Origin of the sequence: Pseudomonas sp. RL_15y_Pfl2_60 (assembly GCF_963970595.1) — a bacterium.
In the GTDB taxonomy this organism is placed as follows: Bacteria; Pseudomonadota; Gammaproteobacteria; order Pseudomonadales; family Pseudomonadaceae; genus Aquipseudomonas.
Genome location: NZ_CAXAOE010000003.1, coordinates 527,556 through 550,175, shown reverse-complemented (window position 1 = coordinate 550,175; position 22,620 = coordinate 527,556). Strand labels below are relative to the sequence as shown.

Genomic DNA, 22,620 nt, shown 5'->3' with positions numbered 1-22,620 from the left:
TTGAAATTTAGTATTGTGATACATACTATTCAGCCGATGAATATACTCAGTTTCGACCTCAATCTACTGCGCGTGCTTGATGCACTCATGCGCGAAAAAAATGTATCGCGCGCCGCTGAGCGCCTTGCCTTGAGCCAGCCAGCGGTGAGCAATGCACTTAATCGCTTGCGGGTATTACTTGATGATCCGCTATTGGTCCGCACGGGTAGAACCATGCAGCCAACACCCCGCGCACAGGCACTTGCAGGGCCAATTCGCATGGCCTTGCAGCAAATCGAGCAAAGCTTGAGCGCGGGACAAACCTTTGATCCCGCCAGCAGCAACCAACACTTCAATATTGCGCTGACCGACTATGTCGAATTGATTTGCATGCCACAGCTGATGCGCAAGCTCAGTGACACAGCGCCGGGCATCCGCATTGATATTCATCACCTGAATCCACGCTTACCCATTGAGGCGCTGGATAATGGTGATCTGGACCTGGTTCTGGGTCGCTTCCTGGATATTCCTGCACGCTTCAACCGCCAGCACTGGGCCAGCGAGACCTTGCAACTGGCGGTGCGCAGAGACCACCCATTGGTTAGCCAAGGTGTTGATCTTGAGCTGTTCCTCAAGCTGCGCCAGTTGTGGGTACACGGCGGGCAAACTCGCGGCATGGTCGATCAATGGCTCAATGAGCAAGGGTTGCAGCGCGAAGTGGTCTACACCACTCCCAATTATCTGCAAGCGGCGCATATTGTTGCCAGCAGCGACCTGGGCGCAGTGCTGCCAGACCAGTTGGCGCGGCACTTTGCAGCATTGCTACCGTTGCAATTGTTTGATTTACCCTTCGAGCTGGAAGCCTTCCACCTCGAAGTGGTAAGCCTCAGCCAGCGTCAACGCGACCCGGCACTGCAATGGCTGATCGAGCAATTACTGAGCATTGCCGCTGACTCGTACTAGCCAGCTTCAAACATTCAATACAACTGAATAATCGCTACGCACAAGCCAGTCCCTGCGGCTAGGCTTTGAAAGAATCCGATAAAACCACGCCCCAGCCAGACACACCGTAAATGGAGCTACCTGAATGAAACCGATCAAACATCTGTATCTGTACTTCCAGGACGGCCAGCGCCTGGCGATGCGCTTCCCCCAGCAAAGCTCGGATCCGGTCGAGGTTGCGCGGGGAATTCGCAAGCAACTTGAGTCACCCTTTCTATCCATCGAAGTCGATGGCGACTTGCTGATGATTCCGCGTGAGAGCATCAAGTACCTGCAAATCTCACCGGCGCCGGTCTCTCTACCAGACCCCGTCATTTCCGGCGCCGAGATGATTGACTAGCCCCGCTACTCGAACGTCCTGCCGTCATGCTTGAGCCAGCCATCAACATGACGGCGTCCGGGGTCACGGTGCGTCCAGTGCACGACGCCACCTTTGGCGTTCCACTCGTATTCGCCGTAGAACTCAACGCTGTCACCGGCGCGCAAGCCATCAATGCGTGGCGCAAGATCGATATTGTGGGCGACCAATACGCTGGGACCGCCTGCAATCTTGAGAATAAATTTCTGATGCCGCGAACCTTTTAGATCATCACGCAACACCTTGACCACAACCCCAGAGCCTTGAACCTGAACATCACTCTGCTGGCGGCTGTAGGCCTGCAAGAGCTCGGAGTTTGCAGCCGGGGCCGTGTCGCTGATCCCCGGGATCGAGATGCCCTGCTCCCTGGCAAAACCGTAAGCCAGCACCAGCGCCACAATCAGGTAAGCAAGTTTCTTCATCTCGATTTCCAGTCCATGCGTTGTGTCGCACCTGGCGACTGTCCCTTGTAGAGGCTGCGATTCTAGCCCAGTGCCCAAGGCGCTGCACAAACAGCCTTATTCAGTTACAGCAGTGCAAAGTTTGCTACTGTTGCCAGCAAAGCGAGCAGGCTAGACTGGACCCATGACGACAGCCCCCTTTATTGACGCGCTTCAATTAGACCGCAAGGATGCAGGTTCTGGCTTGCGCGTTGGCGGCGATTGGACATTGGCGCATTTCGCGACGCTCGAGCCACAAGTCATGCGCGCACGCGAAGCAGTGGCTGCTGATGCGACCATTGAACTCAACGATATCAACCAACTGGATACCGCAGGCGCGGCCCTGCTTGTCGACCTACTCGGCGAAGCGCGACTCGAGTCCCTTGAAGCCAGCTCACCGCAGCTAAGCGCCGAGCGGCGCCAACTGCTGCAAAGCGTGGGTCATGCCATCACGGAATCGAGAAGAACGCCCCCAGCGCCACGCCCTTCCGCCATCACTGAATTTTTTGGCCACATCGGCATTGCTGTTGACGATTTCTTATGCAAGGCCCGCGAGCTGATCGGTTTTTTTGGATTAACCGTCTGCACCATGCTCAGCGTCATGTTCAAGCCCAGCCGCTGGCGTATTACCTCGCTGACATCCCACCTCCAACAAACCGGGCTCAACGCGGTGCCAATTGTGGCGCTACTGACCTTTCTGGTCGGCGCGGTCGTGGCGTTTTTAGGTGCCACAATCCTGGCCGACTTCGGCGCCAGCATCTACACCATCAACCTGGTCGCGTTCTCCTTCCTTCGCGAGTTTGGCGTGCTGCTCACGGCAATCTTGATGGCCGGGCGCACAGCCAGCGCCTTCACCGCGCAAATTGGCTCGATGAAGGCCAATGAAGAAATCGATGCCATCCGCACCCTCGGCCTCAGTCCGATTGAGCTGCTGGTGGTGCCGCGGGTGTACGCCATGCTGATTGCCCTGCCCGTGCTGACCTTTATCGCAATGATTTGCGGCATCATCGGCGGTGCCATGGTCTGTGCATTGACCTTGGATATCTCGGTCACCAGCTTTATCAGCATCTTCCACGAAAGCATCGAGCTGAAGCATTTTCTGGTGGGCATGGTCAAAGCACCTATCTTTGCCTTCCTGATTGCAATCATCGGCTGCCTGGAAGGCTTCAAAGTCACCGGCAGCGCCCAGTCGGTGGGTGAACGCACAACCTCCAGCGTGGTCCAGTCAATCTTCGTGGTGATCCTGCTCGACGCCATTTTCGCGTTATTCATGGTGGAGATGGGCTGGTGACCAAGGATGCAGTGATTGAAGTGCGCGGGCTCTGTAATCGCTTTGGCGCGCAGAGCGTGCATGAAAATCTCGACCTCGATTTATACCGTGGCGAAGTGCTCGGTGTCGTCGGCGGCTCTGGTACCGGCAAATCGGTGCTACTGCGCTCAATCGTCGGCTTGCGCGCGCCCAACGAAGGCCGCATCAACGTGTTTGGGCAAACCCTGCTGGAGCTGGACGAACACCAGCGCTCATTGATCGAACGCCGCTTTGGTGTGCTTTATCAGCGCGGTGCGCTGTTCTCGTCGCTGACCGTGACCGAGAACATCGCGCTGCCACTGATCGAGCACGCCAAACTTAGCCGCGCCTCGGCTGAACGTCTGGCACGGGTCAAGCTGGCCTTGGTCGGGCTGCCCTGCCTGACTGGCGACAAATACCCGTCGGAGCTGTCGGGCGGCATGATCAAGCGCGCAGCCCTGGCCCGCGCCTTGGCTCTGGAGCCCGACATCCTGTTTCTCGACGAACCCACTGCAGGTCTCGACCCCATTGGCGCCGCTGATTTCGACCAACTGATTCTGACCCTGCGTGACGCACTCGGCCTCAGCGTATTTTTGGTCACCCATGACCTCGACACGCTCTACACCATTTGTGACCGCATTGCCGTGCTCTCGCAGAAGCGTGTGCTGGTGGCCGACACCCTGGAAAAGGTCGCGGCAACTGACGACCCATGGATTCAGCAGTATTTTCACGGCCCGCGTGGACGCGCGGCCAAGCAGGCAGCGGACAACGCGCCACGGAGAGCTTAATGGAACCTCGCGCACATCATGTTTTGATCGGCCTGTTTACCGTGCTGGTGGTTAGCGCGGCGCTGGTCTTTGCGATCTGGTTGAGCAAGCACTCCGCCGACCAGCAATACAACGAATACAGCGTGGTATTCAACGAGACCGTGAGCGGCCTGTCACGGGGCAGCGCCGTGCAGTACAGCGGCATCACCATCGGCGACGTGCAGCGCCTGTTCCTTGACCCCAAGGACCCGCGCAAGGTCATCGCCTGGATTCGTATTACCAGCAGCACACCGATCAAAACCGACACCCGCGCCCGCTTGTCGATAACCGGCATCACCGGCACTGCGGTCATCCAGATGCACGGCGGCACACCGAAAAGCCCGGCGCTGCTCAGCGAAGATGGCGAACGGCCAAAAATCTTGGCTGATCGCTCTCCCCTGTCCAAATTGCTCGCCAATGGCGATGACTTGGTGGTCAACGTCAATCACTTGATCAACCAAGCCAACCACCTGCTCAACGACGAGAACCTGACACAGGTTTCCAAGACGCTGAAAAATCTTAAAGCGGTCACTGCAATGGTCGCCGAACAGCGCGATACGCTGAACAACACCGCCAGGGAAATCAGCGTCGCCAGCACTGAAACCGCCAAGCTGATGCGCAGTGCCAACAGCCTGCTCAATGACTCCGGGCGCAAAAGCTTTGCCAACATCGAGCGCATCAGCGCATCACTGGAGCGCAGCAGCAGCAATATCGAGCGCATTCTCAACGAGAACCGAGACGCGCTACGCCAGGGCATGCAGGGTGTGAGCAACCTGGGTCCGGCAATCAATGACCTGCGCGACACCCTGAGCACTATTCGCTCTTTCTCACGCCGCGTTGAAGACGACCCGGCCTACCTGCTGCGCAGCGATACCATCAAGGAGTTTCAGCCATGAGCCGGTTTATCCGCATCAGTGCCCTCGCATTCAGCGCGCTCGTGCTCAGCGCCTGCTCGATCTTGCCCGAGCCCGAGCAGTTGCATGTCTATCGCTTGCCAAGTACTGCGCCGAGCGCCAGCACACAGGCAACGCCCAGCTCTATGACCTTGCAGGTCAACCGCCCGAGCAGCAGCCAGATTCTCGATAGCTCACGGATTGTTGTGCTGCCCGATGGCAACCAGATCAGCACCTATCAAGGCGTGCGCTGGAGTGATCGGGCACCGACCATGCTCCGTGATCGTTTAATCGACCGCTTTATCAATGCCAATAGCTTTGCCGCCGTGAGCAGTGATGACAATCACCTGCAAACCGACTTGCAGCTGGTCAGCAGCCTGCGCGCCTTTCAGAGCGAATACCGTAATGGCGCACCACAGGCACAGGTTCAACTCGATGTGCAGCTCGTCAACAGCCAGCAACAGATCATCGCCAGCAGACGCTTCAGCGCCAGCCAAGCGGCAACAGACACCTCTGTGGAGCATGTTGTCGAAGCCTTCGGTGGCGCGGTCGATAGTCTGTCGGCCCAGCTGCTGCAATGGACGCTAAGCCAGGCGCACAGACAACCTTAAGCCGTTATGCGCTCGCCTCGACCCACTCACGCACCTCGGCGTAGGGGTAATCCTGCAGGGCGGCGAATCCCGCCAGGTTGCGCGCCTTTAACTTGGTCAGCAACGGCACGCTGATACCGCAGAAGAAGCGGGTCAGGCATTCGTCACTCGGCTTGCCCCCCTTTAAACCTTGGTAACGCTGGATAAATTCGCCACCCAAGGCGCTAACCGACTGCTGATTGAGTGGCGCCAGGGCGGGCGGGCTGGGCAAGCGCGCAACCTGCCCCCGGCACACCGAACAATGCCCACACTGCAACGGCGCCTGCTCATCACCAAAGTAACGGGCTAGCCGCTGGCTCAGGCAGGTATCACTGGCAAACAAGTCGAGCATGGCGTGAATACGTTTGATCTCACTGTGCTCTTGTTGCTTGAAATAGCGATGCAGTTCTGCGCTGAGCTGGGCGAGGTCAAACGCAGCATCTAGCACAGTGTAGACCTCGGTCATTTGCTTGCTTTCAAGCTCGATCCAGGCATTTTCCTGAAAGTAATCCAGTGCTTTTACCACTCGGTTACGCTCAGCCTGGTGCTGCTGGTAAAGCTGATCGAAGTCGACAGTGCACCAGGTTCGCGCGCGTTTCGATGACGCCACCAAGGCCTCGACAAACGCTCGGCGCTCACCGTCGAACTTGGCGATCAACTGTTCAGGCTCAATCGAATATTTGAAGCGATATTCGGCGAAATAGGCATATTTAGGCGCGATAATGCCTCTTAGTTCCAACTGCACCAACAGTGTTTTCAAGGCCAGCAAACGGATATTGCTTTGCTCGGAGAGCGCATTGAATGTCAGTTCCCACTGCCCGTCCGCGCCACTGGCGAGCAGCTCATCGAGCACATGAGCAATGCCCTCCAGCTCGGGCGTGTCGCCGTAGACGAAGTTTTCCAGCACATTGAGGCTGTCGCGGTTGGCCATGACCCAACAATCCGAAGGCTGGCCATCACGCCCGGCGCGGCCGATTTCCTGGCTGTAGTTCTCCACCGACTTTGGCAGGTCGTAATGCACTACATTGCGGATATCACTTTTATCGATGCCCATGCCAAAGGCGATGGTGGCGACGATGCAGTTCAACTGACCGCCCATAAACTGGCACTGGATCGACTCACGCCGCTCATGCGGCATTCCGGCATGATAAGCACTGGCAGGAAAACCTTTGGCCTCCAGCAAATCAGCCACCTGCTCAGCGGTTTTCTGCTGGGTCACATAGACAATACTGGGCTGCCCGGCCTTGGCCGATAACCATTCGACCAAGCGCCGCTGCTTGTCAGAACCGGCAACGGGCTCGACCCACAAGTTAAGATTGGGCCGATAAAAGCCGGTGGTCACCACATCCGCCTCGGCTATCTCGAATTTCTGCTGCATGTCGGCGATGACCGGCGGGGTTGCCGTCGCGGTAAGCAGCAAGACCTGGGCAATGTTGAACTGGCGTCGATACTCCGGCAGTTTCAGGTAGTCGGGGCGGAAATTATGCCCCCATTCAGAGATGCAGTGCGCCTCGTCAACCACCAGCAGCGAGATCGGCACTTGCTGGATAAAGTTGCGAAAGCGCTCATTCTTCAAGCGCTCGACCGAAATCATCAAGACCTTGAGCTCGCCACTCTTGGCCTCGCGCATCACTTGGGCGGTTTGCTCTCGACTTTGGGCTGAATCGATACTGGCCGCCTTGATCGAATGGCGCTGCAAAAACGCCAACTGGTCCTGCATCAAGGCCAGTAGCGGCGAGACCACCAAGGTCAGGTGGGGCAAGTGCATGGCTGGCAACTGATAACACATCGACTTGCCGGAGCCGGTCGGAAATATTGCCGCGACCGAACGACCAGCCATCACCGCCTTGATCGCGGCCTCCTGGCCAGGACGAAATTGCTGGTAGCCAAAGGTGCGTTGCAAGCTGTCGTAAATCAACAATCTATCCTCGTGGATGCCGTGCTTGATGTCTAAGCAGGCAGGAATGTGACAGCTTGAAGGGCCAGTGAACACCGTCACGACGATTGGTCGACTGCAAATACCCCTATCAACTCAAGCGCATCGCCCGTGGGCTCTGGCCTTCAGATCAGTACCCGCTGTTAAGGGAATATCAATCAGCTGGCTATGACCAATCCATCTAACGCCACCCGCCGCCTTGGAGTAGATTAAATCCATGAACAGTTGCACAGGAGCTTTATATGAAGGAATCGGTTTTTACGGCAGCTTGTCTGCTTTGAGCTGAACCATCAACAAAGCGGGCCGAACATCCTACGCACCTTATGCCCTTGCCAAGCAAGAGCCGGTACACGAGGCCAACGACCTTGCCACTGGTTGAGTATCAAAACCCTCAAGTTAGCCGACAACTGGGCCTGGAAACTCCACGTAGCGTAGCCAGCTCAAGGTTCAGCACCAACAGTTTGTAGCAGCAAACCAGCATAGGTCGGATGACCACCAGCAAATCTGGAGTTGGCAGCGCTCAGACCCGTTGGACCTACTGCAGAACTGTGAATGACAACGTTGCTAAGCATTCAGAGCACAGCACATAGGCAAGACTTATAGCCGTGATGAGCGGCCCCTGTTTCACCTGTATCTCCGTAGCTCCATCCGCGTAACGTGTTAGAACTGTATCAGCAGTCACACACAAAAAGCCGCCCTAAGGCGGCTTTTCCGCGTCTGAATGGCGCATTTACGGCCTTAGTTGCCCGAACGACGCAGCGCTTGCGGCGTGAAATCACGTGGGGTCAGGCCCGCATTGAAGTTGTACATCGGCTCATTGTTATCCAGCCCATCGACAAAATAACGTTCGCCCTTGAAGTCGTAGATCGTTTCCAGGGTGCTGCCAAACATCGGCACATCGTAGTAGCTGATCGGATGGCTTTCTTGCAGGCCACTCAACTCGCCATCCTTGTTGTAGAGATCAACCGCAAGGATTTGCCAGCTGTCTTCATCAATGTAGAAGCGCCGTTTAGCATAAGGATGGCTAAAGCCCTTGCGCAAATCCGCCTCGACAATCCACACCCGGTGCAACTCGTAGCGCAGCAAGTCAGGGTTGACCGTGTTGCGCTTCAGAATGGTCTCGTAGGGAATACCTTTCTGGTGCACTGCGTAGCTGTTGTAAGGCACTAGCATTTCCTGCTTGCCCAACAACTTCCACTCATAGCGATTGGGTGCACCATTGTAGGAGTCGACAACGTCCGCCGTGGCCATGCCATTGGTGTCGGGCTGCAGGGTGTCGTACGCCAGCATTGGCAAACGACGCACACGGCGCTCACCACGGTTGAAGCGCCAGGCCTTGCGAATTGCCAATACTTGGTCAAGCGTCTCCTGCACAACCAGCGCCGACCCCGCCAGCTTGGACGGTGCAACCACCTTGTATTTGTAATAGAACAAGGTGTTATCCAGGTCCTTCGGCGTTACCCCCTCACGGCCATACAGAAAGTACACATCGCGCTCGAGCTTGAGCAGGTTGTAGGCGCCATTTGAGAGCACGGCGGCCTGGTTTGTCACAAAGCTGATCTGGTCGCCACGGTAACGCATGATGTGGTTCCAGATGGCTTCCTGGCCGTTTTGCGGAAGCGGAAATGGAATGCCCGATGCCACGCCTTCCACACCGTTACCACCGGATATCAGCTGGGCGTTGAGCGCATTGTAGCGAGTCGCGTCGTAGATACGTTGCGGTGCAGCAGCGCTACGATGGGTCGGAAACACACGCAGGTGATAATCTGGATTCTTTTCCAGCAAAACTTTCAAACCCGCAGGCAGCTTGGCCTTGTACTGGCTCATGTTTTGGCTGTTGACCTGATACAGAGGCTTCTCGCCCGCGTATGGATCCGGGTGATGCATACCCGGTGAATAGTTGGCTGGCGGCGTTGCCAGTCCGCCTTCCCAGCGCGGGATGGTGCCTGCGGCATTGCCCGCCATTTCACCACCCAGAGGCGTCAGGTCCTGACCGAGCCGGACAGCTTGCGCCTCATCAACCTTGGCTTGAGCCTGCAGCGCCCCAGCAGCCAACAACAGAATCGAAAGTTTTCGCAACACAGTACTCTCTCCCACAGCGCAGACTTCTTTCATGCACCGCTGTTTTTTTATGCACAAGCAAGGGCTTGGCTTTATTGGTCAGTCTTGGTGAGAAGCCATCCTGGCGCCGGATTTCCCGGCCTAGCACTCCATCCTTGAAGTTGATGATTTAGCTGTTTGATTAACCCCAATCGCCAGTGCTAAAGGCAGGCACATGGGACTCAAGGGCTAAAATCCGGGCGCAGTTTACCTGTTCAAACAAGCATTTGCTTTGGATACCTCATAAATTCATGGGCCACCCTGGAGCTAATGCAGCTGCATGGCACACAGGGCTTGAATCACGAGGGCTGGCGCTAACCAGTGGAATTGCAAATTTTTGTAAACACTAAGGTTTAGCGGGGGACGTTGAACGTTTTGTCGAGGCTGATGAGTCGTCAGCTCACCAGCCTCAGGCACTCAGTTCTGGCGTTCGAACTTTAGATCCCAGACGCCATGGCCAAGTCGTTCGCCACGGCGTTCAAACTTGGTAATGGGCCGTTCGGCAGGGCGTGGAACGTATTGGCCATCAGCAGCCAGGTTTTGATAGCCAGGCGCCGCGCTCATCACTTCCAGCATGTACTCGGCATAGGGCTGCCAGTCGGTTGCCATGTGCAGCACACCGCCCACTTTGAGTTTTTGCCGTACAAGCTCGGCAAATTCGAGTTGAACAATGCGGCGCTTGTGATGCCGGGCCTTGTGCCACGGATCAGGGAAAAACAACATCAGCCGGTCAAGGCTGTTGTCGGCCACACAGTTACGCAGCACTTCCAATGCATCGCAGCTATAAACGCGCACGTTGCTGAGATTCTGGGTGAGCAATCCATTGAGCAAGGCACCCACACCGGGGCGGTGCACCTCGACGCCGATAAAGTCATGCTCAGGCGCCGCGGCAGCCATCTCAAGCAAGGAATGGCCCATGCCGAAACCGATCTCGAAGGTGCGTGGTGCCTGGCGACCGAACACCGCATCAAAATCCTGCGGGCCGTCCTCAAGCTTCAAGCCAAACTTGCTCAGCCCCTGATCCAGCCCCCGCTGCTGCCCTTCAGTCATGCGCCCAGCACGCATAACAAAGCTCTTGATGGTGCGCAGCTTGGGCGAGGTTTCAGGCGTGGCCTGTGGGGAATCAGTCATTTCGTACTCTTTAATTCGATCGTACTACGCCATCCGGGGCCAAGAATCTGGCCAATGCCGGATGACAAATAATTAAGAAAATGAAACACGAAAACCCTAGCGCAGTAGTTTTCCCGTGATTAATCAGCGAATCATACCCTCAAGCGGCGACGATGCACTGGCATAAAGTTTCTTCGGCATACGCCCTGCCAAATAGGCAAGACGGCCAGCTTCAATGGCGTACTTCATGGCTTCAGCCATCATCACCGGGTTCTGCGCATGGGCAATGGCACTGTTCATCAGCACCGCCTCGCAACCCAGTTCCATGGCGATGGTGGCATCTGATGCAGTACCCACACCGGCATCAACCAACACCGGCACCGTGGCCTCTTCGAGGATGATGCGCAGGTTATAAGGGTTGCAAATACCCAGGCCAGTACCAATCAAACCCGCCAGTGGCATTACCGCGATGCAGCCCATCTCGGCCAGTTGGCGGGCGATAATCGGGTCGTCGCTGGTATAAACCATCACATCAAAGCCATCCTTGATCAGGATTTCGGCTGCCTTGATGGTTTCGATAACGTTGGGAAACAGGGTTTTCTGATCGGCCAACACTTCAAGCTTGACCAGATTGTGACCATCAAGCAGTTCGCGAGCCAGACGACAGGTACGCACAGCCTCGGCAGCGTCATAGCAGCCCGCAGTGTTGGGCAGGATGGTGTAGCGATCAGGCGAAATCACATCAAGCAGGTTTGGCTCACCCGGCGTCTGGCCGATGTTAGTGCGGCGCACCGCTACGGTAACGATCTCGGCGCCAGAAGCTTCAATGGCAACCCGGGTCTGCTCCATATCTTGGTACTTTCCGGTACCAACCAGCAAACGTGATTGATAGGTACGACCGGCGAGCGTAAAAGGCTTGTCGTTACGAACTTGGCTCATCGAAAACTCCTCGTGCGGGTTGCGCGCTTTAAGCCAAGCGCCGCGCATGGGCGGCGTAACTTAGAGCACCTGGCAAAAATGAATCGACAGGATGCGGGACGAACTCAGCCGCCACCAATGGCATGGACGACTTCAACCCGATCACCATCAGCTAACACAGTATTGGCGTGCTGGCTGCGCGGCACGATATCCAAGTTGAGCTCGACCGCAACGCGGCGGCCCGTCAGGTCTAGCTGAGCAATCAGCCCGGCGACGGTTTGGCCATCGGCAAGCTCAAGTGGCTCGCCATTCAATTGAATGCGCATGACGTAACGGTCACAAATCTAGAGGGGCCAGCATTCTAGCCCGATCAAACGCGATGACCAAGGCTAAACAGCTTCATTTGATCTGTTTTCTGACGCACGAGTCAATTTAGAGGCTAACCCAAATCGTTCAGTTCGGCGTTATGCGCCAGGCAGCTACGCCCAAGCACAGCCAACCCAGCAGAAAAGCCAGGCCACCAAACGGAGTGATAATTCCCAACTTACCAATTCCGCTCAGACTCAACGCATACAAGCTACCGGAAAACAGCACTATACCTGCGGTAAAGAATGCCCCCGCCAAAGTGACCCAGCGCCCCGGCACATGAAGCGCAAGCAGCCCAACCCCGAACAGCGCCAACGCATGGATCAGCTGGTAATGGGTGCCCGTTTGAAACACCGCTAAATAGTCGCTGCTGAGGGTTTTCTTCAAGCCGTGGGCAGCAAATGCACCGAGACCCACGCCGCTGAATCCAGCAACGGCTGACAAGATTATCCACAAACGCGCCATCAATCACTCCAGACAAGGCCAGTACGATCGTTATAATGGCTCGCAAACTCCGCCGGGCCAAGCACGCATGTTGCAAACCATCCGCCGCATCCTGATTAAATCCCTGCTCTGGTTCATGGCCGGTTCGGCCTTGCTGGTCCTGGTTTTACGCTGGGTGCCACCGCCGGGCAGCGCGCTGATGGTCGAGCGCAAGGTGCAGTCCTGGATGGATGGCACGCCAATCGACCTGCAGCGTACCTGGCGACCATGGGCAGCGTTGCCCGACGATTTGAAAGTCGCGGTCATCGCCGGTGAAGACCAGAAGTTTGCCGATCACTGGGGTTTTGATATTGCCGCGATCCGCGCAGCCATCGAGCACAATCAAGAAGGCGGCAACGTGCGCGGCGCCAGCACCCTTAGCCAGCAAGTCGCCAAGAACCTGTTTCTCTGGTCGGGACGTAGCTGGCTGCGCAAGGGCATCGAGGTCTGGTTCACTGGCCTGATCGAGCTGTTCTGGCCGAAACAACGTATTCTCGAAGTGTATTTGAACAGCGTCGAATGGGGCGTTGGCGTATTCGGGGCACAGGCTGCGGCAGAGCACCACTTCGGCGTTGGCGCGCCTTATTTGTCGGCCCATCAGGCGAGTCTGCTGGCGGCAGTGCTGCCCAACCCTCGCAAATGGAGCGCCAGCAAACCGACCGCCTATATCAACCGCCGAGCAAGTTGGATTCGGCGGCAAATGCGCCAACTTGGCGGCAGTCATTACCTGGATCAACTCAGCCCATCAAAGCCGCAATGGTTAGCCGCCGCGCTAGGCAAGTAGCTCGCGCAGCACTAGGGTGCAAGCAAGCGCTGCGGCACCACAAACAGCAGGTCAACGTCGTCATCAAGGGTATGCGCGGTCAAACCGAACTGGGGAAAGACCAGGGCTTGGCCTCCTTCCTTGAGCTCCAGGCGTAGCTTGGGCTGACCCAGACTGCTGATGATCTGCGCCGAGCTGACATCGTCCAATGGCTTGAGGCTCAGGTAGATAATTTCATAATGCCCCAGTTGCCTGACCAACTGCGCACTCAGCGGCTGCTCCTCGCCTGTCTCGTCGACACCAGCTGCCGCCATCAGACTGACCAACTCATCATCGTCCAGGAAAATCCGGGCTTCGACGCTCCAGACTTGATCATCGGCCTGCAACTCGCCCCGATACAACAACCGAGAACCGTCAAGACGCGGTTGCAGCCATAATTCCCCGCCCTCCTCGACCTGATCACTCAGACGCTCAAGTGTCAGTTGGTCGCCCGCCAGCGGGGCAAAGATATCGGTCTGCCACTTCTGTAGCCAGGCCAGCGGCTCGACCACTTGCGGACCGCGCATCAACCACGCGCCCCAGCTAAAAAAGATCAGCGCAACACCGGCAAAAATTAACCAGTGCTGAACTCGCAACGGCGGCAACTTCATACTTTTCCTCAGACAGAAAAAAGCCGCACATCAGTGCGGCTTCTTGAATCGCTACGCTCAGGCAGCAATCGAACCTTTGAGCTTGCTCATTGCGTTCTTCTCTAACTGGCGGATTCGCTCAGCAGAGACATTGTACTTGGCGGCCAGATCATGCAGCGTAGCCTTCTCTTCAGACAACCAGCGCTGATAGAGAATGTCGCGACTGCGTTCGTCCAGGCCGTCCAGCGCTTCATGCAGGTTCGCCGTAGAGCTGTCGCTCCAGTCAGCGTCCTCAAGCTGCACCGCAGGATCGTAGCGGTGATCCTCAAGGTACTGCGCTGGCGTCTGGAAGGCACGATCATCATCGTCATCCGCTGCAGGGTCGAAAGCCATGTCGTGACCTGTCAGACGGCTCTCCATCTCACGCACTTCACGTGGTTCGACGCCAAGGCTTTCAGCCACTGCGTTGACTTCGTCATTGTTCAACCAGGCCAGACGCTTCTTTTGGCTGCGCAGGTTAAAGAACAGCTTGCGCTGGGCTTTTGTGGTCGCCACTTTGACGATGCGCCAGTTACGCAGGATAAACTCGTGGATCTCTGCACGAATCCAGTGCACCGCGAACGACACCAAGCGCACGCCCATTTCTGGGTTGAATCGTTTTACCGCCTTCATCAGGCCGACGTTGCCTTCCTGGATCAGGTCGGCTTGCGCAAGACCATAACCCGAATAGCTACGCGCGATATGCACGACAAAGCGCAGGTGAGCGAGCACCATTTGCCGAGCAGACTCTAAATTCTGTTGGTAGAAGAGGCTTTCGGCCAGCTCGCGCTCCTGCTCTGGAGTCAGCAGCGGAATGCTGTTGACCGCATGCACATAAGCCTCCAGGTTGGCGCCTGGAACTAACGCATGAACAGGTTGCAAGGAAGTGGACATTTGTATCCTCCGAACGACTTAAACAGGTGCAGTCTAGCACTGCTCAATATGACTTATAACGTCTTTACGAGTTCCGTTACTAATAGTCAATATCAATCAAATCAATAACTTGTCACTTGGGAGCCAGCTCGCGCAAATGTCGCGCTACCGCTAGCCAAGCGCCAATATAACCGAGCAGCACCGCGCCGAGTAGTAGTGACAGACCATCGGCTACCGCAACCCCGCCCAAACTGAAGTCGCTGCCATACAAATCGGCCAGGCGCACCACAGCGCCATCGAGCCAGTGCAGGCCGTATGCGAGCACCAGCCAAGCCAGGACACCAGCGCCCAGGCCATAGAGTGCGCCCATGTACAGGAAAGGCCTGCGCACGTAGCTGTCCGTGCCGCCGACCAGCTTGATAACCTCGATTTCCGTTCGCCGGTTCTCAATGTGCAAGCGGATGGTATTACCAATCACCAGCAACAGCGCCATGATCAGCAACAAGGTGAGACCAAAGATAAAGCGCTCGCCCAGTTTGAGAATGGCGGTCAACCGCTCAACCCAAAGCAAGTCCAGTTGCGCCTGCTGCACCTTGGGCAATGCCGCAAGCCGCGTTCGCAGCGCCTCAAGCGCCACCTTATCGACCTCTTTTGGGGTGACCAGCACCACGCCAGGCAATGGGTTTTCAGGCAACTCTTTGAGCGCCTGGCCCAGGCCGGATTGCTCCTGGAACTCTGCCAAAGCTTGCTCGCGGCTGACCCAATCGGTCTCTGCCACATCATCCATCTTGCCGATTTGTTCGCGCAGCGCCTGGCCATCCGCGTCGCTTGCGTCAATCTGCAGAAACAATGAGATCTGCGCCGCACGCTGCCATGAGCCGCCAAGGCGTTCGACATTATTGAGCAACAATGACAAACCCATCGGCAAGCTCAGAGCAACTGCCATCACCAAGCAGGTAAAGAAGCTGCCAATCGGCTGCTTGGCCAGTCGACGAATGCTGTCAGCCAGGCTGGCGCGGTGGTTCTCCAACCAGGAATGCAACTGGGTCTTGAAATCCGGGCCATCATCAAGGCTGTTGTGTTCCGCTTTTTTCGGCGCAGCACCAACACGTTGTGCAGGCTGCGGTGGGGGCATACGAGTCGCACTCATTAGACAGCGTCTCCATCACCAATCAAACGGCCGCGCTGCAATGTCAGCATTCGATGACGCATGCGCGCGATCAACGCCAGATCGTGACTCGCAATCAGCACGCTGGTGCCCAGGCGGTTAATGTCTTCAAACACGCCCATGATTTCTGCGGCCAAGCGTGGGTCCAGGTTGCCGGTTGGCTCATCCGCCAAGAGCAACGCCGGGCGGTGGACAATGGCGCGGGCAATGCCGACACGCTGTTGCTGGCCCGTGGAAAGGTCGCCCGGGAACTGCTCGGCCTTGTCCGACAAAGCCACACGTTCAAGGGCCGAGCCAACCCGCTCGCCGATCTCGGCCTTGGACAAGCCAAGGATCTGCAGCGGCAAGGCCACGTTGTCGAAAACGCTGCGGTCAAACAGCAATTGATGATTCTGGAACACCACCCCGATCTGTCGACGCAGGAACGGAATCTGCGCATTGGTGATTTGCCCCAGGTCCTGCCCGGCCAGCAACAACTTGCCGCTGGTTGGTCGTTCCATCGCCAAAATCAGGCGCAACAAGGTGCTTTTGCCCGCGCCGGAATGGCCGGTGACGAATAAAAATTCACCCCGGCGCACACGAAAGCTGAGTTCGTGGAGCCCGACATGTCCATTCGGATAACGCTTACCGACCTGCTCGAATCGAATCATCGAGGGTGTGTCCTAATCAAAAACAAGTGAGAACCTTTCGAACCGCAACTGTGCTTTTCGAAAGATCCTAGGCAGTAAACTAACGCTCGGCAAACAGTGCCTTGACGAAGTCATCTGCAACAAAAGTACGCAAATCATCGATCCCCTCGCCAACGCCGATATAGCGAATCGGCAAGCCAAACTGCTTGGCCAGGGCGAAGATCACGCCACCTTTAGCGGTACCATCCAGCTTGGTCAAGACTAAACCACTCAAGTTCACCGTCTGGTTGAATTGTTTAGCCTGGTTGATCGCGTTCTGCCCGGTACCAGCATCCAGCACCAACAGAACCTCGTGCGGAGCGGTGTCGTCGAGCTTACCCATGACCCGACGGACTTTTTTCAGCTCTTCCATCAGGTTGTCTTTGGTGTGCAGGCGGCCAGCGGTATCCGCGATCAATACATCCACGCCACGGGACTTGGCGGCTTGTACCGCATCAAAAATCACCGAGGCCGAGTCAGCGCCAGTGTGCTGGGCGATGACCGGAATATTGTTGCGTTCTCCCCAGACCTGCAATTGCTCAACAGCCGCCGCGCGGAAGGTGTCGCCCGCAGCCAACATGACTTTCTTGCCATCTTGCTGCAGTTTTTTCGCGATTTTACCGATAGTCGTGGTTTTGCCCGCGCCGTTGACCCCGACCACCAGGATTACATAAGGGGTCTTGCTGCTGTCGATCTTCAGCGGCTGCTCGACCGGCTTGAGCAGCGCCGCCAGCTCGTCTTGCAAGGACTTGTACAGCGCATTGACGTTGGTCAGTTGCTTGCGCGCGACCTTCTGGGTCAGGTTCTCGATAATCAGCGTAGTCGCCTCGACGCCAACGTCGGCCACCAGCAATCGTGTTTCAATTTCGTCGATCAGGTCGTCATCGATGGTTTTCTGGCCGAGAAACAAACTGGCCATGCCTTCACCGAGGCCAGCGCTGGTCTTCGACAAACCTTGCTTGAGGCGATTAAACCAACCGCCCTGGTTACCGGGCTTTTCTTGCTCGACAGGCGATGAGGCAACCGCCTCAGTGACAGCGCCAGCACTTGGCTGGGCTGGCGCAACTACAGGCGCGGCCGGTGCAACAGCGGGCTCAGGGCTTGCGTCTTGCGGCGCTTCAACCACGTTGACAGTCGGCAGCTCATCAGGCTTAGCGGCAGGTGCGCTCGGCTCAGCGGGCGCAAGGGGTTCGGCCGGAACAGCTGTTGGTTCTGGCGCTTTCTTGCGCAACCAGCCAAACAGGCCTTTCTTCTCGGCAGTTGTATCAGCAGTTTGCACGGGCGTATCCGTGTCAGACGCTGCTGGGGTCTTCTTTTCGTCGTTGGAACCAAACATGGAGGCCGGCTATCTCAAAGAAGCGACATGCCAGTATCCACGCTAAAAACCCAGGCGGCGCAGGACAAATAGTCGCAGCAAACCTTCTGATGGTAGTTTTTAGTCACGTTTACAGGCATGGTCGTCAGTAAAACGGATGAGTATCCTAGCATCTCAGTACCGGCAGACGCTAAGCCCTCGCGCATCAGACTGACCAGTCGCTGCTCGCGGCTGTATTAATGAATGCTTCGTATGTGATGATCTGCCAAGACGCCGGATTGAGCTGGAGAAGAATCACTTGTTGGCCTATCAACCTCAAACGCTTCAGGCGCGCCGATTTGCGCCCCACCACCCTTACCTGGCGAACCCTTATCTTCGGTGACCACCTCCTTATGAATACCATTGCCCGCCGCGCTACCGGCCTGCTGATTGGCATGCTTTGCATTCCGCTTACAGCATTCGCCGCCGAGCCCCAAGCTACTCATGAGTTCAGCCTCGACAATGGCCTCAAGGTCATTGTCCGTGAGGATCATCGCGCCCCCGTGGTGGTTTCCCAGCTCTGGTACAAAGTGGGCTCCAGCTTTGAAACCCCAGGGCGCACCGGCCTTTCCCACGCCCTTGAACACATGATGTTCAAAGGCAGCAGCAAACTCGGGCCTGGCGAGGCATCGCATGTACTGCGCGACCTCGGCGCTGAAGAAAACGCCTTCACCAGCGATGACTACACCGCTTACTACCAGGTGCTTGCCCGCGACCGCCTGAGCGTGGCGATGGAGCTCGAAGCCGACCGCATGGCCACGCTGAAGCTGCCTGCCGAGGAGTTCAAGCGCGAAATCGAAGTGATCAAAGAAGAACGGCGCTTGCGCACGGACGACAAACCGACCAGCCTGGCCTACGAACGTTTCAAGGCAATGGCCTATCCCGCCAGCGGCTACCACAACCCAACCATCGGTTGGATGGCGGATCTGCAGCGCATGAGCATCGATGAACTGCGCGACTGGTATCAAGCCTGGTACGCACCAAACAATGCCACGCTGGTGGTTGTTGGTGATGTCAGTGAAGCCGAAGTCAAAAAACTTGCACAGAAGTACTTTGGCGCTATCCCCAAGCGTGCCGTGCCAGCGGTCAAGATCCCCAAGGATCTCGACGAGCCGGGCGAGCGCCGCCTGACCCTGCACCTCAAGACCCAACTGCCAAGCCTGATGATGGGGTTTAACGTACCGGGCCTGGCCACAGCCGAAAAACCCCGCAACGTTCACGCCCTGCGCCTGATCGCGGCCCTGCTTGACGGCGGCTACAGCGCACGCCTGCCGACTCATCTTGAGCGTGAGCAAGAGTTGGTTTCTGGCGCATCAGCCTGGTATGACCCCTACCCGCGTGGCGATAGCCTGTTCATGCTCACGGCCACGCCAAACACGCAAAAAGGCAAAACCATCGAGCAGACCGAGGCAGGACTGTGGAAGGAATTGAAAGACCTGCAAAACAACCCACCCTCGGCTGAAGAAGTTGCCCGCGTACGTGCGCAGGTGATCGCCGGCCTGGTTTACGAGCGCGACTCGATAACCAGCCAGGCTACCTCGATTGGCCAACTGGAAACGGTCGGCTTGTCCTGGACGCTAATGGATAAGGAACTCAGTGAACTTGAAGCCGTGACCCCTGCGGACATCCAGGCAGCTGCCAAGAAATTCTTTACCCGCGAGCGCCTCAGCGTCGCTTATGTTCTACCAGAGGAGAAGAGCGATGAATAAGCGCAATTACCTGCGCCCTGGCCTGTTGAGCCTGGCCCTGCTGTCGACTCTCTCGCTCGCCAGCCTCGTTGCCAACGCAGAAACTGCCGAGGTCAAAAGCGGCGGCAAACTGCAATCGCTCAGCGAAATGAGCGAGACGGTCAGCCACCGCAAGCTGGACATCCAGACCTGGAAAACCAGCGAAGGCGCAAAGGTGTTGTTCGTCGAGGCTCACGAGTTGCCGATGTTCGACCTGCGCCTGACCTTTGCCGCTGGCAGCAGTCAGGATGGCGACGCTCACGGTCTGGCGATGCTGACCAACGCCATGCTCAACGAAGGCGTGCCAGGCAAGGATGTCAGCCAGATTGCAGCCGGTTTTGAAGACCTCGGCGCCGACTTCAGCAATGGCTCATACCGTGACATGGCGGTTACAGGCCTGCGCAGCCTGAGCGCAAAAAAGGAGCGCGAGCCAGCTTTGGCCCTGTTCAATCAGGTCATCGGCGAGCCGACGTTCCCGCAAGATTCTTTCATTCGCATCAAGAACCAGGTTCTGGCCGGCTTCGAATACCAGAAGCAAAACCCTGGCAGCCTTGCCGGTATAGAACTGTTTGAGAAGCTGTACGGCCAGCACCCCTACGCGCACCCAAGTGACGGCACCGAGGAATCAATCCCCGGGATCACGATCGAGCAGCTTAAAGCCTTCCATAAAAAAGCCTATACCGCTGGAAACACAGTGATTGCCCTGGTTGGCGACCTGAGCCGCAGCGAAGCCGAGGCGATTACCGCCAAAGTCTCCGCGGCGCTGCCAAAAGGCCCTGCCTTGGCGGCTATCGCCGAGCCACAAACCCCAGCTGCCAGTAACAACCATATTGAGTTCCCGTCCAAGCAAACTCACCTGATGCTGGCTGAATTGGGAATTGACCGAGCGGATCCGGATTACGCAGCGCTGTACATGGGCAACCAGATTTTCGGTGGTGGCGGTTTCGGCACGCGCCTGATGGAGGAAGTCCGTGAGAAACGTGGCCTGACCTACGGCGTGTACTCCGCCTTCACCGCCATGCAAGTACGCGGCCCGTTCATGATCAACCTGCAAACCCGTGCCGAACTCAGCGAAGGCACGCTGAAGCTAGTCAAGGACCTGTTGCGCCAGTACCTGAAAAATGGCCCAACCGAGAAAGAACTGGACAATGCCAAGCGCGAACTGGCCGGTAGCTTCCCGCTATCGACAGCAAGCAACTCGGCAATTGTCGGCCAACTGGGTGCGATCGGCTTCTATAATCTGCCACTCGACTATCTCGAAACCTTTATGAAGAAGACGCAGGCGCTGACCGTCGAGCAGGTCAAAGTGGCCATGGCCAAACACCTGGACCCAGATGCACTGGTCGTAGTGACCGCTGGCCCGACAGTCGATCAAAAGCCACTGCCGCCACCCACTGACACCCCTGCCGAGCAGCCGCTGGGCGTTCCGGAGCATTAATGAGTAAACAAGCAAGTAGAACGGGCGCCCACGGCGGTCTGGGTCAGGTGCGTATCATCGGCGGGGAGTGGGGCTCACGACGCTTTACGTTTCCGGACGCACAGGGCCTGCGCCCAACCCCTGACCGAGTGCGTGAAACCCTGTTCAACTGGTTGGCGCCATACATTGAAGGCGCTCGCGTACTCGACCCCTTTACCGGCAGCGGCGCCCTGTTCCTGGAAGCCCTCTCTCGCGGGGCCTCCAGCGCATTAGCGCTCGATTTGAATCCTGATTCGGTGGCATCGCTGCGCGGGCACCTGCAAACCCTGCGCTGTGACAATGGCCAGCTCTTGCAAAGCGATGCACTTAATTATCTGCAAAACCAGACTGCAACAGCATTCGACCTGGTATTCCTGGACCCACCCTTCCATCAAGACCTGCTGCTCCCTACCTGCGAACTGCTTGAGTCCCGCGGCTGGCTAAGCGATGATGCCTGGGTCTATTGCGAGAGCGAAAATGCACCGTCAAGACTGGGCTTGCCGAGTAACTGGCGCTTACATCGCGAGAAAAAATCTGGACAGGTGTATTACTCGTTATGGGAGCGCAGTGCCTAAGCCTTGGCGCCTTAGGTTTACGGGACTCGAATACAGGCGCTCATGGTCCATCCGCCGGCAACACGCATGAATAATTCATTCAAACCAGCATGGTGGCTTCCGGGCGCGCATTCGCAGACGCTGTGGAATTCAATGTGCCGTACCCCACCCAAGCTTGAACGTCGTCGTGAACGCATGTGGCTCGAAGACGGCGATTTTCTGGATATGGACTGGTACGGCCCACACCAGATCGACGCCCCGCTGGTTCTGCTGCTGCATGGATTGACCGGCTCATCCAACTCGCTGTACATCCTTGGCGTGCAACAATCGCTTGCTGCCCAAGGCTGGGCCAGTGTTGCCCTGAACTGGCGAGGCTGTTCGGGCGAGCCCAATCTGTTACCCCGCGGCTACCATTCCGGCGCCAGCGAAGACCTGGCTGAAACGGTCGCTCACCTGCGTGCCCAACGCCCAACCGCACCGCTGTATGCCGCTGGCTATTCGCTCGGCGGCAATGTCCTGCTCAAGTACCTTGGGGAAACCGGTGAAAACAGCCTGTTGCAGGGCGCGGTGGCGGTTTCGGTGCCCTTCCGCCTCGACCAGTGCGCGGACCGCATCGGCATGGGGTTTTCAAAGGTGTACCAGGCCCATTTCATGCGCGAGATGGTGGCCTACATCAAAGACAAGCAGCGCCTGTTCAGCCACAGCGGCCAGGCCGACCAGTTATCAATACTTGAAAAGCTCGGCCCGCTCGACGGCATGCGTACCTTCTGGGACTTCGACGGCAAGGTCACCGCCCCACTCCATGGTTTTAGTGACGCCCAGGACTACTACAAACGCTCTTCGAGCCGCTATTTTCTCGGAAAAATCAGCACACCGACCCTGTTAATCCAGGCTAAGGACGACCCCTTCGTATTCGAACACAGCCTGCCGGAACCGCATGAGCTGGCCACTTGCATCGAATTCGAACTGCACGCCAAAGGCGGTCACGTTGGCTTCATTGACGGCTCGCCCAAACGCCCTGGCTACTACCTTGAACGGCGCATCCCGCAGTGGTTTAGCCTGCGCGCCAAGCGCGGATAGC

The 22,620-nt window shown here is 57.1% G+C and carries 23 protein-coding genes; 11 read left to right on the top strand and 12 right to left on the bottom strand.

The features are described from left to right. The first annotated feature begins 36 nt into the window (after positions 1–36). Both AACY26_RS11440 and AACY26_RS11435 read left to right on the top strand, forming a co-directional pair. The gene (locus AACY26_RS11440) at positions 37–942 is read left to right on the top strand and encodes a LysR family transcriptional regulator (protein WP_339514057.1); all 906 of its coding nucleotides are present in this window, start codon (positions 37–39) and stop codon (positions 940–942) included. A 124-nt stretch (positions 943–1,066) separates the two neighbouring features. Further along, the gene (locus AACY26_RS11435; protein WP_087518586.1) at positions 1,067–1,321 is read left to right on the top strand and encodes a hypothetical protein; all 255 of its coding nucleotides are present in this window, start codon (positions 1,067–1,069) and stop codon (positions 1,319–1,321) included. A gap of 5 nt (positions 1,322–1,326) precedes the next feature. Here the strand turns inward: AACY26_RS11435 and AACY26_RS11430 are convergent, their stop codons facing one another. Continuing rightward, entirely contained in the window at positions 1,327–1,761 is a 435-nt protein-coding gene (locus AACY26_RS11430; RefSeq protein ID WP_339514053.1) for a DUF3465 domain-containing protein, read from the bottom strand. Between the two features lie 163 nt (positions 1,762–1,924). On the opposite strand from AACY26_RS11430, the gene AACY26_RS11425 reads away from it, so the two are divergent. The 4 genes from AACY26_RS11425 to AACY26_RS11410 are packed head-to-tail and all read left to right on the top strand — an operon-like array spanning position 1,925 to position 5,377. Continuing rightward, positions 1,925–3,070, top strand: coding sequence for an ABC transporter permease (locus AACY26_RS11425; RefSeq protein WP_339514051.1), 1,146 nt, complete (start codon positions 1,925–1,927; stop codon positions 3,068–3,070). After that, positions 3,067–3,855, top strand: coding sequence for an ABC transporter ATP-binding protein (locus AACY26_RS11420; RefSeq protein WP_445261295.1), 789 nt, complete (start codon positions 3,067–3,069; stop codon positions 3,853–3,855). The genes AACY26_RS11425 and AACY26_RS11420 overlap by 4 nt, the downstream gene beginning before the upstream one ends. After that, complete coding sequence (locus tag AACY26_RS11415; protein ID WP_339514049.1) at positions 3,855–4,769, top strand: MlaD family protein; 915 nt, start codon at positions 3,855–3,857, stop codon at positions 4,767–4,769. The genes AACY26_RS11420 and AACY26_RS11415 overlap by 1 nt, the downstream gene beginning before the upstream one ends. Then, positions 4,766–5,377, top strand: coding sequence for an ABC-type transport auxiliary lipoprotein family protein (locus AACY26_RS11410; RefSeq protein WP_339514047.1), 612 nt, complete (start codon positions 4,766–4,768; stop codon positions 5,375–5,377). Before AACY26_RS11415 ends, AACY26_RS11410 begins: the two co-directional genes overlap by 4 nt. Positions 5,378–5,381: 4 nt before the next feature. Here AACY26_RS11410 and AACY26_RS11405 read toward each other — a convergent pair whose 3' ends face one another. The 6 genes from AACY26_RS11405 to AACY26_RS11380 all read right to left on the bottom strand — a co-directional run bounded on the left by AACY26_RS11405 (position 5,382) and on the right by AACY26_RS11380 (position 12,290). After that, entirely contained in the window at positions 5,382–7,313 is a 1,932-nt protein-coding gene (locus AACY26_RS11405; protein ID WP_339514045.1) for a RecQ family ATP-dependent DNA helicase, read from the bottom strand. Between the two features lie 756 nt (positions 7,314–8,069). Beyond that, the gene (locus tag AACY26_RS11400) at positions 8,070–9,413 is read right to left on the bottom strand and encodes a DUF1329 domain-containing protein (RefSeq protein WP_339514043.1); all 1,344 of its coding nucleotides are present in this window, start codon (positions 9,411–9,413) and stop codon (positions 8,070–8,072) included. Between the two features lie 435 nt (positions 9,414–9,848). Further along, a complete protein-coding gene (gene trmB, locus AACY26_RS11395) occupies positions 9,849–10,520 on the bottom strand; it encodes a tRNA (guanosine(46)-N7)-methyltransferase TrmB (protein WP_339514123.1) in 672 nt (223 codons plus the stop codon). A 165-nt stretch (positions 10,521–10,685) separates the two neighbouring features. Further along, positions 10,686–11,480, bottom strand: a complete 795-nt coding sequence (locus tag AACY26_RS11390) for a thiazole synthase (protein WP_339514041.1) — start codon at positions 11,478–11,480, stop codon at positions 10,686–10,688. A 104-nt stretch (positions 11,481–11,584) separates the two neighbouring features. Beyond that, positions 11,585–11,785, bottom strand: a complete 201-nt coding sequence (gene thiS / locus AACY26_RS11385; protein ID WP_339514039.1) for a sulfur carrier protein ThiS — start codon at positions 11,783–11,785, stop codon at positions 11,585–11,587. Between the two features lie 127 nt (positions 11,786–11,912). Next, positions 11,913–12,290, bottom strand: coding sequence for a DUF423 domain-containing protein (locus AACY26_RS11380; RefSeq protein WP_339514037.1), 378 nt, complete (start codon positions 12,288–12,290; stop codon positions 11,913–11,915). Between the two features lie 67 nt (positions 12,291–12,357). Between AACY26_RS11380 and mtgA the strand changes: the two genes are divergently transcribed. Further along, positions 12,358–13,092: a monofunctional biosynthetic peptidoglycan transglycosylase gene (gene mtgA, locus AACY26_RS11375; protein WP_339514035.1), complete on the top strand. Its 735-nt coding sequence runs from the start codon at positions 12,358–12,360 to the stop codon at positions 13,090–13,092. Positions 13,093–13,103: 11 nt separating this feature from the next. Here mtgA and AACY26_RS11370 read toward each other — a convergent pair whose 3' ends face one another. From AACY26_RS11370 to ftsY, 5 genes are all read right to left on the bottom strand, one after another. After that, a complete protein-coding gene (locus AACY26_RS11370; RefSeq protein WP_339514033.1) occupies positions 13,104–13,721 on the bottom strand; it encodes a hypothetical protein in 618 nt (205 codons plus the stop codon). A gap of 57 nt (positions 13,722–13,778) precedes the next feature. Further along, the gene (gene rpoH, locus AACY26_RS11365; protein WP_010489491.1) at positions 13,779–14,633 is read right to left on the bottom strand and encodes an RNA polymerase sigma factor RpoH; all 855 of its coding nucleotides are present in this window, start codon (positions 14,631–14,633) and stop codon (positions 13,779–13,781) included. A 112-nt stretch (positions 14,634–14,745) separates the two neighbouring features. Then, the gene (ftsX, locus tag AACY26_RS11360; RefSeq protein WP_445261294.1) at positions 14,746–15,762 is read right to left on the bottom strand and encodes a permease-like cell division protein FtsX; all 1,017 of its coding nucleotides are present in this window, start codon (positions 15,760–15,762) and stop codon (positions 14,746–14,748) included. Then, entirely contained in the window at positions 15,762–16,430 is a 669-nt protein-coding gene (gene ftsE, locus AACY26_RS11355) for a cell division ATP-binding protein FtsE (protein ID WP_010489490.1), read from the bottom strand. Before ftsE ends, ftsX begins: the two co-directional genes overlap by 1 nt. Before the next feature lie 79 nt (positions 16,431–16,509). Next, the gene (ftsY, locus tag AACY26_RS11350) at positions 16,510–17,784 is read right to left on the bottom strand and encodes a signal recognition particle-docking protein FtsY (RefSeq protein ID WP_339514031.1); all 1,275 of its coding nucleotides are present in this window, start codon (positions 17,782–17,784) and stop codon (positions 16,510–16,512) included. A gap of 371 nt (positions 17,785–18,155) precedes the next feature. Between ftsY and AACY26_RS11345 the strand changes: the two genes are divergently transcribed. From AACY26_RS11345 to AACY26_RS11330, 4 genes are all read left to right on the top strand, one after another. Then, entirely contained in the window at positions 18,156–19,511 is a 1,356-nt protein-coding gene (locus tag AACY26_RS11345) for a M16 family metallopeptidase (protein WP_339514029.1), read from the top strand. Further along, a complete protein-coding gene (locus tag AACY26_RS11340; protein WP_339514027.1) occupies positions 19,504–20,967 on the top strand; it encodes a M16 family metallopeptidase in 1,464 nt (487 codons plus the stop codon). Before AACY26_RS11345 ends, AACY26_RS11340 begins: the two co-directional genes overlap by 8 nt. Continuing rightward, positions 20,967–21,560, top strand: coding sequence for a 16S rRNA (guanine(966)-N(2))-methyltransferase RsmD (rsmD, locus tag AACY26_RS11335; RefSeq protein WP_339514025.1), 594 nt, complete (start codon positions 20,967–20,969; stop codon positions 21,558–21,560). The genes AACY26_RS11340 and rsmD overlap by 1 nt, the downstream gene beginning before the upstream one ends. A gap of 66 nt (positions 21,561–21,626) precedes the next feature. Then, positions 21,627–22,619 carry a hydrolase gene (locus AACY26_RS11330; RefSeq protein ID WP_339514023.1) on the top strand — a complete coding sequence of 331 codons (993 nt, stop codon included), beginning with the start codon at positions 21,627–21,629 and terminating at the stop codon, positions 22,617–22,619. Position 22,620 lies beyond the last annotated feature (1 nt).

Excerpts from the sequence above, each read along its gene's own strand:
- AACY26_RS11370 (WP_339514033.1), bottom strand. The coding sequence starts at position 13,721 with ATGAAGTTGCCGCCGTTGCGAGTTCAGCACTGGTTAATTTTTGCCGGT.
- AACY26_RS11345 (WP_339514029.1), top strand. The coding sequence starts at position 18,156 with ATGAATACCATTGCCCGCCGCGCTACCGGCCTGCTGATTGGCATGCTT.
- AACY26_RS11415 (WP_339514049.1), top strand. The coding sequence starts at position 3,855 with ATGGAACCTCGCGCACATCATGTTTTGATCGGCCTGTTTACCGTGCTG.
- rsmD (WP_339514025.1), top strand. The coding sequence starts at position 20,967 with ATGAGTAAACAAGCAAGTAGAACGGGCGCCCACGGCGGTCTGGGTCAG.
- thiS (WP_339514039.1), bottom strand. The coding sequence starts at position 11,785 with ATGCGCATTCAATTGAATGGCGAGCCACTTGAGCTTGCCGATGGCCAA.
- mtgA (WP_339514035.1), top strand. The coding sequence starts at position 12,358 with ATGTTGCAAACCATCCGCCGCATCCTGATTAAATCCCTGCTCTGGTTC.
- ftsY (WP_339514031.1), bottom strand. The coding sequence starts at position 17,784 with ATGTTTGGTTCCAACGACGAAAAGAAGACCCCAGCAGCGTCTGACACG.
- AACY26_RS11340 (WP_339514027.1), top strand. The coding sequence starts at position 19,504 with ATGAATAAGCGCAATTACCTGCGCCCTGGCCTGTTGAGCCTGGCCCTG.
- AACY26_RS11380 (WP_339514037.1), bottom strand. The coding sequence starts at position 12,290 with ATGGCGCGTTTGTGGATAATCTTGTCAGCCGTTGCTGGATTCAGCGGC.
- AACY26_RS11410 (WP_339514047.1), top strand. The coding sequence starts at position 4,766 with ATGAGCCGGTTTATCCGCATCAGTGCCCTCGCATTCAGCGCGCTCGTG.
- AACY26_RS11330 (WP_339514023.1), top strand. The coding sequence starts at position 21,627 with ATGAATAATTCATTCAAACCAGCATGGTGGCTTCCGGGCGCGCATTCG.
- AACY26_RS11390 (WP_339514041.1), bottom strand. The coding sequence starts at position 11,480 with ATGAGCCAAGTTCGTAACGACAAGCCTTTTACGCTCGCCGGTCGTACC.
- ftsE (WP_010489490.1), bottom strand. The coding sequence starts at position 16,430 with ATGATTCGATTCGAGCAGGTCGGTAAGCGTTATCCGAATGGACATGTC.
- rpoH (WP_010489491.1), bottom strand. The coding sequence starts at position 14,633 with ATGTCCACTTCCTTGCAACCTGTTCATGCGTTAGTTCCAGGCGCCAAC.
- AACY26_RS11430 (WP_339514053.1), bottom strand. The coding sequence starts at position 1,761 with ATGAAGAAACTTGCTTACCTGATTGTGGCGCTGGTGCTGGCTTACGGT.
- AACY26_RS11435 (WP_087518586.1), top strand. The coding sequence starts at position 1,067 with ATGAAACCGATCAAACATCTGTATCTGTACTTCCAGGACGGCCAGCGC.
- AACY26_RS11425 (WP_339514051.1), top strand. The coding sequence starts at position 1,925 with ATGACGACAGCCCCCTTTATTGACGCGCTTCAATTAGACCGCAAGGAT.
- ftsX (WP_445261294.1), bottom strand. The coding sequence starts at position 15,762 with ATGAGTGCGACTCGTATGCCCCCACCGCAGCCTGCACAACGTGTTGGT.
- AACY26_RS11440 (WP_339514057.1), top strand. The coding sequence starts at position 37 with ATGAATATACTCAGTTTCGACCTCAATCTACTGCGCGTGCTTGATGCA.